This window comes from Paenibacillus rubinfantis, from assembly GCF_001486505.1.
GTDB lineage: Bacteria > Bacillota > Bacilli > Paenibacillales > Paenibacillaceae > Fontibacillus > Fontibacillus rubinfantis.
Genome location: NZ_LN909065.1, coordinates 128,652 through 146,276 on the forward strand (window position 1 = coordinate 128,652; position 17,625 = coordinate 146,276).

Below are 17,625 nucleotides of genomic sequence, written 5' to 3' on the forward strand. Positions count from 1 at the left end.
TCCTCCTATGAAAATATTTATTTTTTTTACATCGTTACTATAACATGTCTCAAAATGAGAATTAAATATGAGGCAGTTTCCATAAAAAATAACCCCTGATGGATTCAGGGGTTATCACTTATAAACTTAGTACAGCGTCATATATTGATCGCGTTCCCATGGATGAACTTGCGTTCTAAAGATATCCCATTCAATCTCTTTGAGCTCGTAGAAATGGGTCAACGCATGATCGCCCAGCGCTTCGCAGATAATTTCGCTGCGCAGCAACTCGCCCAGCGCTTCCTTCAGATCGGACGGCAAGCTTGGGATACCCTCCTCAACCCGCTCTTCCTCGGACATCACATAAATGTTGCGGTCAACCGGTTCGACGAGCGGCAGCTCGTTTTTGATCCCGTCCAGACCGGCTTTCAGCATGACGGCTAATGCCAGGTATGGATTAGCAGCCGGGTCCGGGTTACGCACTTCAACCCGCGTGCTGAGACCACGAGAAGCCGGGATCCGGATCATCGGGCTGCGGTTACTCGAAGACCATGCCACGTAACAAGGCGCTTCATACCCTGGTACAAGACGTTTGTAGGAGTTGACTGTCGGGTTCGTAATGGCCGCAAATGCGCGCGCGTGCTTCAGAATCCCTGCCATATAGTGGCGAGCTTCATCGCTCAGTCCCAATTCATCGGATTCATCATAGAATGCGTTCACGTTGCCTTTAAACAGCGATTGGTGACAGTGCATCCCCGAACCGTTAACGCCGAACAACGGCTTTGGCATAAACGTTGCATGCAAGCCATGCTGGCGAGCGATCGTTTTGACAACCAATTTAAAGGTTTGGATTTGATCGGCAGCTTTGATAGCATCAGCATATTTAAAGTCGATTTCATGTTGACCTGGTGCTACCTCGTGGTGAGAAGCTTCAATTTCAAAGCCCATTTCCTCCAGGGTCAATACGATTTCGCGACGGCAATTTTCGCCAAGGTCCGTCGGAGCCAAATCAAAGTATCCGCCTTGGTCATTCAGCTCAGTGGTAGGGTTGCCCTTCTCGTCGGTTTTGAACAGGAAAAACTCCGGCTCTGGTCCAACGTTCATAGCGGTGTAACCCATTTCCTCAGCTTCCTTAAGTGCACGTTTCAAAATAGCACGTGGATCACCGGCAAACGGAGTGCCATCAGGCATGTAAATATCGCAAATCAAACGCGCTACACGATCCTCGGTTACCCAAGGGAAAATAACCCAAGTGTCCAGATCCGGGAAAAGATACATATCGGATTCCTCGATCCGAACATACCCTTCGATAGAAGAACCGTCAAACATCATCTTGTTATCCAGCGCTTTTTCCAATTGGCTGACCGGAATTTCCACGTTTTTAATCGTTCCCAGCAAATCTGTGAACTGCAAACGGATAAAACGAACATTCTCTTCCTTGGCGATGCGCAAAATATCTTCTTTGGTGTAACTCACCCTAACCTCTCCCCACGTTTAGATTATTTTTTGAAAAATCGGGACAGTTCGCCTTGGATCAAAGAAACTTGCCCCGGCTTGCTCCCTTGCACAAGCTGCTGCTTCAACATCCGGTAGATTTGGGAATCCGTCATTTCCTTCCGCTTCTCTTCGGTATCTTTCGTGATGACCGTCGCTTCCTGGGATTCCCGGGACATCGGATTCATCACTTGCTTGATCCCCGCGATATTTACGCCTTTATCGATGAGACCTTTGATTTCTAGCAACCGCTCGACATCATTCAGGGAGAACATCCGCTGATTTCCCGAGGTACGAGCGGGTACTATCAATTCATGTTGCTCGTAATATCGTATTTGTCTTGCCGTTAAATCCGTAAGTTTCATGACGATACCAATAGGAAACAAGGCCATATTTCTGCGAATTTCCTCACTCATCGCTCTCAACCTTCCAGTTAGATTATCATGACCTTATCATATGTTAGTTATCCTAACATGTCAATAGATATGTTAGGATAACTTACAACAAGTTGCGGTCCTTCATCGTCTGAAGTGCGGTGAGGAGGCCAAATTTAACATGAGAATACGTCAACCCGCCTTGCATATACGCGATATACGGCGCTCGTATCGGGGCATCGGCAGACAACTCCAAGCTCCCGCCTTGAATAAACGTCCCTGCCGCCATAATCACCGGATGTTCGTAGCCCGGCATGTCCCAAGCCTCGGGTACGACGTGGCCGTCTACGGCCGCAGCCCGTTGAATACCTTGTACAAACGCGATCAGCTGCTCCGGTGCGCTAAAGGCAATCGCCTGAATGAGATCCGTGCGCGGATCCTGCCAGCCCGGACGGCTTTGAAACCCCGCCCGTTCAAACAAGGCCGCAGCCAAAACGCTGCCTTTAACGGCCTGTCCCACAATCGTAGGCGCTAAAAACAAGCCTTGATAGATTCCACGGGTTGTCCCTAGCATCGCCCCTACCTCGCCGCCGATGCCCGGTGCGGTCAAACGGTAGGAAGCTAGCTTCACCAGCTCTTCCCGACCGCAGATATAACCCCCGGTTTCCGCTAAGCCGCCGCCCGGATTCTTGATCAATGAGCCGGCGATCAAGTCAGCCCCAACCTCCGTTGGTTCCTGTTTCTCGGTAAATTCGCCATAGCAATTGTCCACAAAGACGATCAGGTCCGACTTGATCTCTTTCACCTGACGAACCATCTCGGCAATTTGGGCTACCGTAAAGGAATCTCTCCAATCGTAACCGCGGGAGCGTTGGATCCCGACGACTTTGGTCCTATCGGTTATCTTTGCTCTCACCGCCTCCCAGTCAATCGTTCCGTCGGCCAGCAATGCCGCTTCCTTATACGTGATGCCGAAATCCTGCAGCGATCCACTGCCGTCTCCCGGGGTACCTATTACCTTATGTAGTGTATCATATGGACGTCCGGTCATGTAGAGCAGTTCGTCCCCGGGCCGCAAGACCCCAAACAACGCCGTGGCGATCGTATGCGTACCGGAAGCGAAATGCGGCCGTACCAGCGCGGCTTCCGCGCCGAATACGTCCGCATACACCAGATCCAATACCTCGCGCCCTCGATCATTGTAGGCATACCCCGTAGATCCTGCAAAATGATAATCGCTGACCTGGTGACGCTGAAAAGCTTCAATCACCTTCCATTGGTTGTGATCGACGATCCGGTCGATCTCCCGAAAGCGGCTTTCCGCCTGCGCTTCGGCGGCTTCCAGCCAGTGTACGATTTCCTCCGAAAATACTGCCATCGTTACGTTATCTCTCCCTTAATCCATTCCATCATTTGTCGTGTTTTCCGCTTTGGGCTCTTGCTTTGGAATCGCAAAAGGAGCTAAACGATAGCCATACTTGTTGAAATCCGCTTGGTTTACATCGATTTCATAAATCATGACATCCTCGTCCATTTGCTTGTCCACGACTTCTCCAACCCGGTATAACACAGGGGTGAGGTCGCCTCTTTCCGCAGGAATCCGAAAAGTTTTGGTACCGCCGGACAGTTTCCGCTGCACGGCTTCACGAATCTCCGCCAAATCCCTTTCATCAAACGCGGAAATCTTTAAATACCCCTCGCCCGTCGGCAGCATTTGCAGCTGTTCCGGAGGGCAGATGTCCTTCTTGTTATACAATACGATCTGCGGTTTCCCCCCGGCCCCCAAATCGTTGAGAATCCGATCCACCACTTCAACTTGTTCCTCACGCATCAGCGATGAGGCGTCTACGACATGCAAAATCAAGTCCGCCTCGTTGACCTCCTCCAGCGTGGCGCGAAAAGCGGCGACCAAGTCGTGCGGCAGATTTTGAATGAACCCTACCGTATCGGTCAGCACCACTTCCTTACCGCCAGGGAGCGGGAGCAGCCGGGTCGTTGGATCCAGCGTAGCGAACAGCTGGTTCTCCACAAAGACGTCAGCCGAGGTCAACGCTTTTAGCAGTGTTGATTTACCGGCGTTGGTGTAACCGACCAGAGCGATTTGAACTACGCCATTTTCCTTCCGGCGCGCCCGGTGCAGCTGCCGGTGCCGCGTGACCTCTTCCAACTGACGCTTCAACTCGCCGATCCGCCGGCGAATATGACGGCGATCCGTTTCCAGCTGACTTTCCCCCGGTCCCCGTGTGCCGATCCCCCCGCCAAGGCGGGACAGGTTCTTGCCATGCCCGGACAACCGCGGGAGCAGGTAAGTCAGCTGCGCCAACTCTACCTGAATGATGCCTTCCCGCGTTTTTGCCCGTTGCGCGAAAATATCCAGGATCAGCTGGGTACGGTCAATAATTTTGACATCCAGCATCTCTTCTAAGTTACGTACCTGGGCCCCGGACAGCTCCTGATCGAAAATCGCGGTATTCGCCTCCCGCTGTTCAATCACCTCGCGAAGCTCTAGCACTTTCCCTTTGCCGATAAACCAACGTGAGTCGGGCTTATCGCGATTTTGCACGATCGATTCAGCGACTTCAACCCCGGCTGTCTCGGCTAATTGCACCAGCTCGGCCAGGGAATATTCGGGGTCGATGCCGCTTTGCTTCGTTTCCGGCGTAACCAAGCTGACTAATACAGCTACGTCGGGGCGGTGGGTGGTAGTCTCATGCAACCTCGACATCATCACTACTCCTTTAAAGGGGATCAAAAAAATGGCGGCCCATCACGTGGCTGGTTCACGGAAGCTTATTCGACATCGAATCTTGAATTCAGCCGGGACCTCCGTTGCTCTCGTAGGTTTCCCTACGCTCCGCTACTCGTTCCCTAGCTTCATCCAACCTTCTCGGTGCTGTACCCCCATTTTTTTGCTTTTTATCTTACTGGGATCAAAAAAATGGACGCCCATCACGTGGCTGGTTCACGGAAGCTTATTCGACATCGAATCTTGAATTCAGCCGGGACCTCCGTTGCTCACGTAGGTTTCCCTACGCTCCGCTACTCGTTCCCTAGCTTCATCCAACCTTCTCGGTGCTGTACCCCCATTTTTTTGCTTTTTATCTTACTGGGATCAAAAAAATGGACGCCCATCACGTGGCTGGTTCACGGAAGCTTATTCGACATCGAATCTTGAATTCAGCCGGGACCTCCGTTGCTCACGTTTTTTTAACGTCCAGCTTCAGATCCTCGGTTCGAATGGTCATCAGTTCTAGCTTGCCCGGCGAGCCGCCCCCGTATTGATTCAGCAGCCGCACGGCCTGTTGACGAACGGACCGCTCGATCACGTTGCGGACATAACGGGCATTGCTGAACACCTGCTCGCTTTCGCATTTCTCACGGAGCAGATGCTGCTTTAATTTGAGTATCGCCTGCGGCATCAAGATATAATCGCGCTCTTTCGCCATCCCTTCGGCAATTTGAATCAGCTGGTCGATCGAGTAATCCGGAAAATCCATCTGAATCGGGAACCGGGAAGGAAGACCCGGGTTCGTAGACAGGAAAAAATCCATTTCATCCGAGTACCCAGCCAAAATAAGAATAAATTGATTTTTATGATCCTCCATCGCTTTGACCAGCGTATCGATCGCTTCCTTGCCGAAGTCCTTCTCGCCGCCGCGCGCCAAGCTGTAGGCCTCATCGATAAACAAAATGCCGCCGAGCGCTTTTTTGACCAAGTCCCGCGTTTTCTGCGCCGTATGACCGATGTATTCGCCGACCAGATCGGCGCGTTCGACCTCAATCAAATGCCCTTTGCTGAGCACTCCCATCCGTTGGAACATTTTCGCGACGATTCTTGCCACCGTGGTTTTGCCGGTGCCCGGATTGCCTTTAAACACCATGTGGTAGACCTGAGCCCCGGACAGCAAGCCTGCTTCCGAACGCATCGAGGCAATTTGCAGAAGCGCATATATCTCGTACATTAACTCTTTAATATGATCCAAGCCGATCAGATGATCCAATTCCTTTTGGATTTCGGCAAAAAGCCCCTGCTGCGGCAATCCTTTCGCCGACGCCTGAGGCTCGCTCTCGGCAATCGCCTGCGAAACGACAGGCGGTTCGGTGCTGCGGAGGATCACGTTGATCTGACGCGACGGTCTCTCATCAGAAGAGCCGTTTCTGGCCATGACACGCCCAGACATAGGAAATCACCTCTTTATAAAGGTAGGGCTGAGAGGAAGCTCCAAAAAGCCAACTTGTTGAACACACCTCTAAATGTATTCTCTCTCCCTGTCCGTTATTAGAAGTTTTGTTATCCTATTATGCCGAGGGCCAGTCCCAATTGATCGAGCTTCCACTTCGAATAGGCCAAGATTTCACGGAACGTATTCGGAATCGGCTTCAGCACCTTCGATTCGGTTAACGAAAGCTTAGGCTCCTTGTAGTCTAGAGCTCTGGCGATTTCCAGCGCGCGGTTTCCGTGATAAGTGTGCGTGATGATCAAAGCTGATGCAAAGCCCCGCTCCATCATCATCTCCTGACTGAATTTCAGGTTCTCGTAGGTGCTGGTCGCTTTGTTTTCCAGGAGCATTTTATCTCGCGGAACCCCGTGCTGCTCCAAATAGTTAGCCATGCCCTCCGCTTCGGTATAATTGGAAGTCGGCGTATCCAATCCTCCGGTTAACAGAAACCACTTGAATTTTCCCGCTTCAAAATCCTTAAGGCTTTGCTCTAGGCGCTCGCGAAGCCCCGGACTGGGCTCGTCCCCCCACATGGCCGCGCCAAGAACGATCCCGACCTCAGCCGGCTCGCTTAAGTCGGTATTGGCTGCCGGATTCCGTTCCACACTGCCGATTTGGGCTAACACAAACAACGACCAACCCACCCCGAGCAAAATCAATACAAGTCCCCATCGAAAAATCCGCTTTCTCACACGGCCTTTCCGTTGACTTCCATTTGTACCCCCACGAACGCTTACGTTTGGTTTGGCGTAACGCATCGTTTATCCCCCTGGTTGATTCGGCTCCGAAGTCATAAACCCGCTTTGGTAGTGGTCCAGGGACAGGCGGAAATAAGGGAAACGCCGTTCCTTAATGTCATGAAGTAATTGCTGGGCCGTCTCCGTTGCCAGATCATAATCTTTTACCGATATAAGGCCTTTCGTTAATGCTTCATCAAGTTCGTCTTCATCCAATAGAAAGACTTCACGATTCTTCAGCACAACGATGTCCAGATACAAATCGTCAAACCAAGGCACCCCTTGGTCGGTGACGCCTTGCGTCTTGCAAACATCGATGTACCATTCCACAATCTCGCCATGATCATCAAACATAGCCGTAACGACGTAATGAGCTCCTTTGGGGTAATATTGCAGCCACGTATAACCTTTGTCGGCAATCCGGAAAGTGTGGCCCCCGTAGGTCTTCCATAACGGATCACGCAAGGCAAAAATGCTGTACAACGTGACATATCCCGTAAACTCGTCGCTCTCCACATACTTGGATTTGAATTGACGATGGGTTACACGGCGCCAATTCGCGCGGTCTCCGAATTTTCGCTTCATAAATTAGTTCCCTTTCAACACAATGTAATATCAGCTTACCATATTTGAAAGAGAGTCACAAAAACGATTTTCACTCGAAAAAAACAACCCCCAGCCACGCATTTGCGCTGGGCTGAGGGTTGGCTTTTCAGGAATACCGCGCATCCGAACCAACGTCTTATCCGCCGACTCCCGTGGTTCCATCCGTCGTTCCCGCTGGGATCTCGGGACCGCCGGTTCCGTCACCGCCGTTGTCCGGCGGAACGATGACACCTCCGTCATCCTCATCCATAGGGGGCAGCTCCGTATCGTTTCCGCTGTCTGCCCCATTACCTTGGCCATTACCATTGCCGTTGCCGTTGCCGTTTCCATTCCCGTTGCCGCCACCATGGTTTGAGCCGTTCCCGTTTCCTTGGCCGTTGCCTGGCGGAACACCTTGATTACCGTTCCCACCTCCTGGAAGGGTAGGATCAACTGGAATTCCTGGATCTGTGTCCGAATTGCCCTCGCCTTGAGGCGGCTCTACATGTTCAATCAACACTTGGGCATTGTTGGACGGCTCGCTTTCCACAGCATTCACCGGATCATAAGCTGTTACGTAGTAAACGTATCCCGTTCCCGGCGTAACACCGATATCCTCCGCCTCTGTGGTGACGGAATCCATGATGTGTGTGAATTCCGATTCGGACGCCTCTCTGCGGTAAATGTGATATACCGCATCGGCGGTTTCAACGCCGGTCCATTGGAGCGATACCGCTCCGGTGTCCGCATTGTACGCGGCGGTTAAGCCCGTTGGTGCGGCTGTTTCCGTCTGATCCTCGGGTTCTTCCGGCTTCAAGTTATCCGGAACCGGGAACGACTTCACCGGCTCGCCTTTTAAAGCTTCCTTCATAACGGCGGCGAACAAAGCCGCCGTTTGCCCACTGCTGCCGTTCAGCAGATGGTTCTTGTCAGGGTTATCGTAGCCCATCCAGACGGCACCGGTCCATTCCGGTGTATAACCCACAAACCAAACGTCGCGGTTTTTACTGCTTTTCAGCCCCGGGATCCCGTGCTGCGTTGTCCCCGTTTTACCGGCGACGGGTCGATCCAGCTTCGCCCGTTTCCCGGTACCGTCGTTCACGACGTTTTGCAGCATCGTCGTCATGTAATAAGCGGTTTGTTCACTGATAACCCGTTTGGCCTTCGGCGCATTGTACTTGTATTTTTCCGTGCCATTGTGGTCAACGATCGATTTGATCGAGTATGGCGGGTTATACGAACCGCCGTTGGCGAAAACGCTAAACGCTCCGGCCATTTCCAGCGTGTTTGTGCCATAGGTCAGACCGCCCAGCGCAATGGCCAGGTTGCGGTCATCTTTGTCCATTTTAATCCCCATCGCTTCGGCATATTTAACCCCGGTTCCCACGCCAACCTCATTCAACAGCCAGACGGCCGGAATATTTTCCGATTTCGTCAATGCGTCGGTCAGGTTAATCGTCTTGGAGTACCCGTGCAGGTTCGTTGGACAATAGTTGCCGAAACACTGCTTCTCGTTACTGATCTGTGAATTTGGCGAAAACTTGCCGGATTCAAGAGCCGGCGCATACGAGACGATCGGCTTAAACGCCGAACCCGGTTGGCGGCGGCTGTTCAGCCGGCTGAAGCCTTTGCGCTCGTAGTCCCGGCCGCCGAGCAAGGCAATCAGGCTGCCGTTTTGGTGGTTCATGATCACCATAGATGCCTGCACCTGCTGGTCATCCTTGCTCTTTTCGAAGTAATCATCGTTTTCGAATGCTTTCTCCAGCGCTTTCTGCGCTTTTGCGTCCATGGTCGTATAAATTTTGTAGCCGCCGCGGTTCAATTCGTCTTCGGTTAACCCGAATTTCTCCTCAGCTTCCTCCACGACATAGTCTTTGAAAGCAAGATAGCTTTGATTTTTCGTCGGCGGCTCGTAATCGTAATCTACCGCCTTCGCTTCGTCCCTCTGTTCCGCCGTGATATACCCTTCCTGATACATGAGCTCAAGCACCACCGCGCGCCGTTCTTTGGACAGCTCAGGGTTCTTCAGCGGGTTATACCGGGACGGCGCCTTTGGCATGGCCGCCAGCGTCGCGACCTCCCAGACGTCGAGTTTATTCAAATCACTTTTTCCAAAATAACGGATTGATGCCGCCTTAATGCCATAAACGGTGCCGCCAAAAGGAATCCGATTCAGGTACAACGTCAGGATTTCATCCTTCGTTTTGTGGCGTTCCAGCGCCATGGCGATCGACATTTCCGTTGCTTTACGGAAGAACGTTTTGTCCGCGCTCAGGAAAATGTTCTTCGCGAGCTGTTGCGTAATCGTACTGCCGCCTTCAACTAGGGAGCGGGCCACGATATCCTTCACCGCCGCCCGGCCGATGGACCACAAATCCACCCCGTTATGCTCAAAAAACCGTTTATCTTCCGTTGCCACAAAAGCTTTCTTCAGCAAATCCGGAATCTGGTCCGATTCAACGGGTTCGCTTTTATCGATGGACAGTTCGCCCATCAACACCCCGGTCCGGTCATACACCTTCGTCGTTTCATAAACCATCAGCTTGTCCTCATTCTCCACGAGGATTTTCTCGCCGCTGACCGTAATGTACATATACCCTGCAATCGCGCAAAACACCGCAAAGGCAATCGTAAAAAATGAAGTCCACAATATGCGCTTGGCCGTCAGCTTTCTCTTTTTGTGCGCTTTCGGCGCTTTTTCTTTTTTGTCCGGCTTGCCGCTTCTCTGCAGCCTTGATGGGCTTTTGCTAGACATGGTTTGATCTGACTCCCTTCCTGCCAGTCTGCTTTGCAAGGATGTTCAAAAAATACTACTGATAGAGGTTAATTCGGCTTCGAATCTTGAATTCAGCCGCTTAAACACATCATATCACCGCATGAGCGCGGGTTCGATGACGGATTCGATGACGAAAGAGTGATTTTTTGAACATATCCTTGCTGCATAAATTCATCTGCTTAAGTTTCTGGCCTAAAAAGTCCCCGGAAAGAAAAGAACAACCTTGGTTCAGGTTGCTCTGTTCTCATCCTATACTCTTAACGTATTGAAATTCAAAAAGTTTCAGCCTGAGTTTAATCCTCGTTTTGCGATTCCTGCATGAGCGATACATTCCGCTGCGGCTGGAACGTGGAGATCGCGTGCTTGTACACCATTTGCTGGCGGCCGTCGCTGTCAATGACGATCGTAAAGTTGTCGAATGCTTTAATCGTCCCTCTGATCTGGAAACCGTTCGTCAAAAATACGGTGACGGGAATGCTTTCTTTCCGCAATTGGTTCAAAAATGTATCCTGGATGTTAATGGTCTTATTCATAGCCGTACCCCCAATAGGAATCAATTAGTGTTTAGAATTATATTCAAGATCAGCGGGAAACTTTCCTGCTATTATAGCATGGGCCTCCGCCAAAATCCCGGAAAAATTTTCTCCGTCGCCCACATCGATCCAGGCGATATCCTTCATGTGACGGAACCAGGAAAGCTGTCTCTTGGCAAAGCGGCGTGTATCCCTTTTCAACTTCTCTACCGCGACATCCAGCGGGACCCCGTCTATCAGGTGCTCAACGATTTCTTTATAACCCAGCCCTTGCATGGAAATTGCATCGCGTCTGTATCCTTTGCGGAGAAGCCCGCGAACTTCCTCGACCAGGCCAAGCCGCAGCATTTCGTCAATTCGCCTTTCAATACGGTTATAAAGCATTTGACGGTCCATTGTCAAACCGATTAAGCAAAGCTCATAAGGCGATTGCTTCTGTTGCCTCTCGAGCTGCGACGATAACGTCTCCCCGGTGAGATGAACAATCTCCAGCGCCCGGATCACCCGGCGTACGTCGTTGGGATGGAGTCGGGCCGCCGATTTGGGGTCCAGCTCCGCCAATTTAGCGTATAGCGCCTCGGCACCATGGGTATCCGCAAACATCTGCTCCCGAGCTCGGAATTCTTCGTCCGCTCCCGCTTCCGTAAACTGGAACTCGTAGCAAACGGATTCGATGTACAACCCCGTCCCGCCTACAATAAACGGCAAGTGCCCGCGATCGGTAATTTCCGGGATCAGGTTGCGGCACCATCCCTGGAACAAGGCGACGGAAAAAGGCTGATCCGGATCCAGCACGTCGATCAAGTGATGCGGTACGCCGCCCATCTCGTCCTCAGTGATTTTGGCAGTTCCGATGTCCATCTCCCGGTACACCTGCATGGAGTCGCCGGAGATGATTTCGCAGGACAACGCGCGAGCCAATTCGATGCTGAGCTTTGTTTTGCCCACTGCTGTTGGGCCAAGCAGCACGAGCAGTTTGGGTTTATCGTTTCGGGTCAAGCGAAATCACTCCATAGGCAATTTTGGTATGGGAGCGGTTGGTCGCGGTAAACCCCAGACGATCAAATTCACCGCTTCCCCGCTGCTCCTTCAGGACGACCGATTTCCGGGCAACGCGGCAGGCCTCCTTCACCGCCTCCGGGTCGAGGCGATTCGGATTGGCGAACGTCCGCAGCGGCGATATCGAGGACGATTCCGCGATGGGATCGCGGAACATCGGGTCGAAATAAACAACATCCGCGCTTTTGTCGGCCATCGCCCGCAGTGCATCCAAATGGTTCGTATGTATCGGTTCGATCCGCCGCAGTGCTTCATCAAAGGCCGGTAAGCCGGAGACGTAGTACTTTAGGCCTTCGGTAAGCAAAGCCCATAACGGCAGTGAATCCTCTAACGCCAACACTTTCCCCTCCGCCCCGGCAGCAATCGAAAAGACCATCGCATCGGAACCTAGTCCTGCCGTCCCGTCAATAATGATGTCGCCGGGAACGACCCCGGCGGCGTCCAACATCGCGTCGTTTTCTCCTTTAAAAAGCCGCTTCGCTCGAACAAACGCCATGCTGGGGTGAAACGTCATCGGTTCCCGGCCGGTTCGATGCAGCCGAGCCCCTTGCTCCAAGACCACCAGGATGTCGTTGTCGCTATGACGTTCGGCCAAACGGGCAAGCGAAGTCCGGCTGCGCGGGACGTAAGGAACACCGGCCATGCCGGCTAGTTCCTTCGCCCGCTGGACGGCGGTGGACGTTTCGTGATCTCCCGTAGTAATTAACATGATGAATTCCTCCGTTTGCTGACGTTACATGACCCGCTTGAACAGCTTCTCCAGATCATAGGTGGAAAAGGAGACGATGATCGGACGCCCGTGTGGGCAGGTATACGGCTGTTTACAGGCACCTAGCCGCCGGATTAGTGTGTTCGCTTCCTCCGGTGTCAGCTTTTGGTTCGCTTTGATGGATGCTTTGCATGACACCATCGTGGATGATGCCTCGCGCAGCTTCGCCAGGTCGATCGCCCGTTCGCTCAGCACCCATTCGGCCATCTCCTCGATGATGCTTGCCTCTTCCCCTTGCGGGAACCAATACGGATGAGCGACCACGCGGAAAGTGTTGCCGCCGAAAGGTTCCAGCACGACCCCCACCTGTTCGAACCAATGCAGCCGGTCCTGCAGCTTGGCACTGTCTGACGGCGTAAATTCCAGCGTGATCGGAATCAACAGCTCCTGGGAAGCATCGGCCGGTCGGCCAAACTTTTCATAGTAATACTCGTAATTCACGCGCTCGTGCGCGGCGTGTTGGTCGATTAAATACAACCCCTGATCGTTCTGGGCGATCAGGTAGGTGCCGTGATGCTGTCCGATCAAGGACAGCTCGGGGAACGCCGGAAGCTCCGGCGCCGCCTCCGGCGAGCCGTACAACGCTTCCGGCATCTCTTGCAGCCGCGTAGGTGGCAGCGGCTGCCGTTCGCCGCCGCCTCCGTAGGCGGCGTTGGTTTGGCCAAGCCCGCTCTGCGGCTTGGCCGGGGTTGGCGGGCCCCGCTCCGCGCCTAGAGGCGGCGCGGGGAAGTGGAACTGCTCCTGGATTACGGAGCGGTTCGGGCCTTTCCCGATCGTCTGACGCACGACTTGCGGGATCAGGACCTGGCCGTTTAACACGGCGCGTACGCTGTTCTCCACAAAGCCGTTCAGCTCCGGCTCCTTGCTGAAGCGCACCTCCAGCTTGGCAGGGTGTACGTTCACATCGACCAGGGAAGGATGCATGTCCAGCATGAGCACCACCAGCGGATAGCGGTTAATCGGCAGCAACGTGTGATATGCGCGCAAAATGGCCTGATGCAGCCCCGGATTGCGAATGTATCGCCCGTTCACGATCGTCGACATTCCGCTGCGATTCGACCGCGCCAGATCGGGGCGACCAATAAACCCGGTTATCCGGTAGTCGAGGTCCTCCGCTTCAATCGCAACCATTCCTTTGGAGGCGTTCACGCCGTAAATCGACGCGATCACCTGCAACAAGTCGCCGCCTCCCGGGCTTTGCAGCAGCGTATTGCCGTTATGCCGCAGCGTAAAGGCGATTTCGGGGTGCGCCAATGCCTGCCGATACATCACATCGGAGATATGTCCCAGTTCCGTCTGGATCGTCTTCATATACTTCAGCCTTGCCGGGGTATTGTAAAATAATTCCTTCACCGAAATATCCGTTCCTTGCGGAGCAGCGATATCCTCGTTTAGCTTCAGCGAGCCGCCTTCGATTTCAATCACGCGTCCAAGCCCCGTGTCGTTGCTGGAAGACACAAGCCGGACCTTGGCGACGGCGGCGATACTCGGCAAGGCTTCACCGCGAAATCCGAGGCTGCGGATCTGGAACAGATCGCGGCCGGAGGTAATTTTGCTGGTCGCATGGCGATAAAAAGCCGTCTCGCAGTCCTCCGGTTCGATGCCGGAGCCGTTATCGGTGACGCGGATCAGCTGAAGACCACCTTCTTCGACGGCAACTTCGATTTTCGTTGACCCTGCATCGATCGCGTTCTCCACCAATTCTTTAACCACCGACGCCGGGCGCTCCACCACTTCCCCGGCCGCAATCTGGTTGGCGATATGCTCGTCCAAAATTGCGATTTTTGCCATTGCTATTCCCTCCCGTACTCCGTACTCTCCCGTTCTCCCGTAGCTAAACCCCTACGTTTGATAAATCCTTACCTGCACCGCTTGCCTGTAACTCTAACGCTGATGAGCAACGCTATTTAGGCAAAATCCGGCGTGTAACATTTCTAACGACGCTGAGCAACGCTATTTCCACCAAGATCCCTGATTTCACCCCTAAAACGGGCAAATAAGCACTGTGGCAAGCGTTAAAATGACAATAAGACGTTTTAGGCCGACTTAAGACTTCTCACAAGCGTTAGCGGTCTAGGAAGGCCCGGGAAGGTAAATGTTGAAGGTTAGTCCGACCTTACCTTGAACTTACCTTGACCATACCTTGTTACTTTGACCATACCTGGTTACCTCGACCATACCTTGAACTTACCTTGAACTTACCTTGACCTTACCTTGTTACCCCGACCTTACCTAGTCCATTCCTAACCTTATCTTGCCCGTGTCCTAATCTTGCCCTGCCCCAGCCAACTTACCTTCCTACAAATCCTTCGCCTTCATCTTCAATTCGTTCACCAATTGCATCGCTTGCAGCGGTGTCATGTTCATCAAATCGGCGTTTTTGATTAGGTTGATGATCGTTCGTGTACCCGGATCTTCCGGTGCTTGGACGGTCGTCTTCGCTGGAACCGGTGGCTCTTCATCGCCAAAAATCGAAAGCTGCACTACCGGCCCGCCTTCAGCAGCAAGCGGCTCCGCCACGGCTTCCGCCGAAACCGCAGCTTCCTCCGCCGCGATCGCCTCAGTTGCCGCCTCTGTCACTGCGGTCTCCCGCACAACCTGAGCAGCTTGAGCAGCCTCCTCCTTCGCTTGCGGGCGGACCAGCAGCGAAGAAGCCGCAGCACCAACCGCAACCCTCCCGCCATCAAGCAGCGGGCTTTGCTCCTCCAGCCCCTTCAGCAGCCCGTAGGCCCGGCCGATGATCTCCTCCGGCAAGCCGGCCAGTCGCGCACAGTAGATACCGTAGCTGGTGTCGGCCGCACCGGGGATCAGCTTGCGCAGGAAATGCACTTTGTCGCCGCTCTCCTGCACCGCCATGCTGTAGTTGTTTAGCCCGCGGAGGCTGTGCTCCAGGTGAGCAAGCTCGTGAAAATGCGTCGAGACCAGCGCCTTACAGCCGATCCGGTCATGCACATATTCGATCACGGCTTGCGCGATCGCCATCCCTTCGCTGGTCGACGTCCCGCGGCCCAGCTCGTCGATGATGATCAAGCTGCGCGGGGTCGCCTTCTCCGTCATAATTTGAATGTCGGCCATCTCCACCATAAAGGTGCTTTGCCCGCCGATCAGATCGTCCGCCGCCCCAATCCGCGTGAAGATACGGTCCACTAACGGAATCTCCGCTTTGGCCGCCGGAACAAAGCTGCCGATTTGCGCCAGGATCGAAATAAGCGCGACCTGCCGCATGTACGTGCTTTTCCCAGCCATGTTCGGTCCCGTGATCAGCAGGATGCTGGCATCGTCCTTGCGAAGCGATGTACCGTTGGCGATAAACGCCGAATCCTTCATCACGGATTCAACCACCGGATGCCGTCCTTGCTCCACGACGAGGTCGTAGCCGTCGGTCAGCTGTGGTTTGACAAATCTGTTGTCCGAAGCCACCTGCGACAACGAACGCAACACGTCGATTTCGGCGATTTGCTCGGCAAGCTTCTGTAAGCGCGGAATGTCCTGAGCGATCCGTTCGCGCAGTTCGTTAAACAACGCGTACTCCAGATCGACCATCTTCTCCTCGGCTTCGAGAATCAGCGCTTCCTTCTCCTTCAACTCCGGCGTGACGAAACGCTCGGCATTCGCCAGCGTCTGCTTCCGTTCATACCGGCCTTCCGGCAGCGCGGCCAGGTTCGCCCGCGTCACTTCAATATAGTATCCGAACACTTTGTTGTAGCCGATCTTCAGCGATTTAATCCCGGTCGCTTGCCGTTCGGCCGCTTCCAGCTCGGCGATCCAGCGTTTGCCGTTCACTCCGGCTTCTCGCAGCTCGTCCAACCGCTCATGGAACCCGGCTTTGATGATGCCTCCATCTCGTACCGAAACCGGCGGATCGTCAGCGATGGCCCCATCGATCATCCCGGCCAAATCTGCGCACTCGTCCATACTCAAGGCGATCCGCTGCAGCGTCGATGAGGCCGACCCCGCGCACAGCTCCTTGATCGCCGGCACTTGAAGCAGCGACGTCTTCAAGGCAACCAGATCCCGCCCGTTGGCGTTGCCGAAGGCGACGCGGCCCACCAACCGCTCCAAGTCGTAAATGTCTTGCAGCGCACCCCGCAGATCCTCGCGCAGGATAAAAGCGCCGTGCAGATGCTCCACCGCCTCCAAACGCTCCTCGATCCGCGATTTCTGCAGCAGCGGCTTATCGATCCAGCGACGCAGCAGCCTGGAACCCATCGACGTTTCCGTTCGGTCGAGCAGCCATAGGAGCGATCCCTTCTTCGAGCGCTCACGGACCGTTTCGACCAGTTCCAGATTCCGCCGCGTAAACGGGTCCAAAATCATAAAATGCTCCGGCTCGTAAGCCGATATTTTCGTCAATTGGCCAAGCGAGCGTTTCTGTGTTTCGCTTAAATAGCCGACAAGGATTGCAATATTATCGCGACGTTCCGGCTCTAAGCGGATCCACTCCGCTTCGCCGAACAGCGAACGCCCCGTCTCTTCTTTCGTTTTAACCCATGGCGTATACACCACCGGCTTGCCGATCGCTGCAGCTTGTCCGGCAATCCAATCCAGCAACTCTGCATCCCCGATAATCTCCGCCGGATCGTACAATCCGATTTCGTCACGCAGCCACTCTCGGTTCGACGGTGCGGACGTCGCGTACAACTCCCCGGTGGAAAGGTCGCAGGCCGCCAAGGCCATCAGGCCCTGCCGTTCAGTGACCGAGACGATGTAGTTGTTCGTCCGTTCGCCGATCGTTTTCCCTTCCATAATCGTCCCCGGAGTGATGACCCGGACGATTTCGCGCCGGACCATCCCTTTCGTCTGCGACGGGTCTTCCATCTGCTCGCAGATCGCCACTTTGTACCCTTTTTCAATCAGTCGGTGAATATAATTGTCGGCCGAATGGTAGGGAACGCCGCACATCGGAATTTTCTCCTCGGCGCCCCCGTCCCGTCCGGTCAGCGTAATTTCCAGCTCTTTGGCGGCCAGCACCGCATCCTCGAAGAACATTTCATAGAAATCGCCCAGCCGGAAAAACAGAAACGCGTCCTGCGCTTCCGCCTTTATCCGTAGATACTGCTCAATCATCGGCGTGTAGGTAGCCATGATTCCCCTCCATT

At 53.7% G+C, this 17,625-nt stretch carries 13 protein-coding genes; all 13 read right to left on the reverse strand.

What is annotated here, in order from left to right; all coding sequences use genetic code 11:
* Positions 1–126: 126 nt before the first annotated feature.
* A complete protein-coding gene (gene glnA / locus BN3277_RS11985; protein WP_059042964.1) occupies positions 127–1,455 on the reverse strand; it encodes a type I glutamate--ammonia ligase in 1,329 nt (442 codons plus the stop codon).
* A gap of 23 nt (positions 1,456–1,478) precedes the next feature.
* Positions 1,479–1,889 (reverse strand): MerR family transcriptional regulator, encoded by a 411-nt coding sequence (locus tag BN3277_RS11990; protein WP_059042966.1) that lies wholly within the window; start codon positions 1,887–1,889, stop codon positions 1,479–1,481.
* A gap of 82 nt (positions 1,890–1,971) precedes the next feature.
* Entirely contained in the window at positions 1,972–3,225 is a 1,254-nt protein-coding gene (locus tag BN3277_RS11995) for a methionine gamma-lyase family protein (protein ID WP_059042968.1), read from the reverse strand.
* 18 nt (positions 3,226–3,243) lie between these two features.
* Positions 3,244–4,575, reverse strand: coding sequence for a GTPase HflX (gene hflX / locus BN3277_RS12000; RefSeq protein ID WP_059042970.1), 1,332 nt, complete (start codon positions 4,573–4,575; stop codon positions 3,244–3,246).
* A 469-nt stretch (positions 4,576–5,044) separates the two neighbouring features.
* Positions 5,045–6,028 (reverse strand): AAA family ATPase, encoded by a 984-nt coding sequence (locus BN3277_RS12005; protein ID WP_059042972.1) that lies wholly within the window; start codon positions 6,026–6,028, stop codon positions 5,045–5,047.
* 110 nt (positions 6,029–6,138) lie between these two features.
* Positions 6,139–6,825, reverse strand: a complete 687-nt coding sequence (locus tag BN3277_RS12010) for a YdcF family protein (protein ID WP_059042975.1) — start codon at positions 6,823–6,825, stop codon at positions 6,139–6,141.
* 3 nt (positions 6,826–6,828) lie between these two features.
* The gene (locus BN3277_RS12015; RefSeq protein ID WP_059042976.1) at positions 6,829–7,389 is read right to left on the reverse strand and encodes a ribonuclease FAU-1 family protein; all 561 of its coding nucleotides are present in this window, start codon (positions 7,387–7,389) and stop codon (positions 6,829–6,831) included.
* A gap of 157 nt (positions 7,390–7,546) precedes the next feature.
* Positions 7,547–10,144 carry a transglycosylase domain-containing protein gene (locus tag BN3277_RS12020; protein WP_059042978.1) on the reverse strand — a complete coding sequence of 866 codons (2,598 nt, stop codon included), beginning with the start codon at positions 10,142–10,144 and terminating at the stop codon, positions 7,547–7,549.
* Positions 10,145–10,458: 314 nt separating this feature from the next.
* Positions 10,459–10,698 carry an RNA chaperone Hfq gene (hfq, locus tag BN3277_RS12025; protein WP_016312028.1) on the reverse strand — a complete coding sequence of 80 codons (240 nt, stop codon included), beginning with the start codon at positions 10,696–10,698 and terminating at the stop codon, positions 10,459–10,461.
* 24 nt (positions 10,699–10,722) lie between these two features.
* Positions 10,723–11,697, reverse strand: a complete 975-nt coding sequence (gene miaA, locus BN3277_RS12030; RefSeq protein ID WP_059042980.1) for a tRNA (adenosine(37)-N6)-dimethylallyltransferase MiaA — start codon at positions 11,695–11,697, stop codon at positions 10,723–10,725.
* Positions 11,681–12,466, reverse strand: coding sequence for a class I SAM-dependent methyltransferase (locus BN3277_RS12035; RefSeq protein WP_059042982.1), 786 nt, complete (start codon positions 12,464–12,466; stop codon positions 11,681–11,683). The genes miaA and BN3277_RS12035 overlap by 17 nt, the downstream gene beginning before the upstream one ends.
* 24 nt (positions 12,467–12,490) lie before the next feature.
* Positions 12,491–14,317 carry a DNA mismatch repair endonuclease MutL gene (mutL, locus tag BN3277_RS12040; protein WP_059042984.1) on the reverse strand — a complete coding sequence of 609 codons (1,827 nt, stop codon included), beginning with the start codon at positions 14,315–14,317 and terminating at the stop codon, positions 12,491–12,493.
* 507 nt (positions 14,318–14,824) lie between these two features.
* Positions 14,825–17,611: a DNA mismatch repair protein MutS gene (gene mutS / locus BN3277_RS12045; protein ID WP_059042986.1), complete on the reverse strand. Its 2,787-nt coding sequence runs from the start codon at positions 17,609–17,611 to the stop codon at positions 14,825–14,827.
* Between the last annotated feature and the right edge of the window lie 14 nt (positions 17,612–17,625).

Bases quoted from the DNA above. Each gene is read 5' to 3' on its own strand.
- BN3277_RS12020 (WP_059042978.1), bottom strand. From the start codon at position 10,144: ATGTCTAGCAAAAGCCCATCAAGGCTGCAGAGAAGCGGCAAGCCGGAC.
- BN3277_RS12035 (WP_059042982.1), bottom strand. From the start codon at position 12,466: ATGTTAATTACTACGGGAGATCACGAAACGTCCACCGCCGTCCAGCGG.
- hfq (WP_016312028.1), bottom strand. From the start codon at position 10,698: ATGAATAAGACCATTAACATCCAGGATACATTTTTGAACCAATTGCGG.
- BN3277_RS12005 (WP_059042972.1), bottom strand. From the start codon at position 6,028: ATGTCTGGGCGTGTCATGGCCAGAAACGGCTCTTCTGATGAGAGACCG.
- BN3277_RS12010 (WP_059042975.1), bottom strand. From the start codon at position 6,825: ATGCGTTACGCCAAACCAAACGTAAGCGTTCGTGGGGGTACAAATGGA.
- BN3277_RS11995 (WP_059042968.1), bottom strand. From the start codon at position 3,225: ATGGCAGTATTTTCGGAGGAAATCGTACACTGGCTGGAAGCCGCCGAA.
- mutS (WP_059042986.1), bottom strand. From the start codon at position 17,611: ATGGCTACCTACACGCCGATGATTGAGCAGTATCTACGGATAAAGGCG.
- hflX (WP_059042970.1), bottom strand. From the start codon at position 4,575: ATGATGTCGAGGTTGCATGAGACTACCACCCACCGCCCCGACGTAGCT.
- mutL (WP_059042984.1), bottom strand. From the start codon at position 14,317: ATGGCAAAAATCGCAATTTTGGACGAGCATATCGCCAACCAGATTGCG.
- BN3277_RS12015 (WP_059042976.1), bottom strand. From the start codon at position 7,389: ATGAAGCGAAAATTCGGAGACCGCGCGAATTGGCGCCGTGTAACCCAT.
- BN3277_RS11990 (WP_059042966.1), bottom strand. From the start codon at position 1,889: ATGAGTGAGGAAATTCGCAGAAATATGGCCTTGTTTCCTATTGGTATC.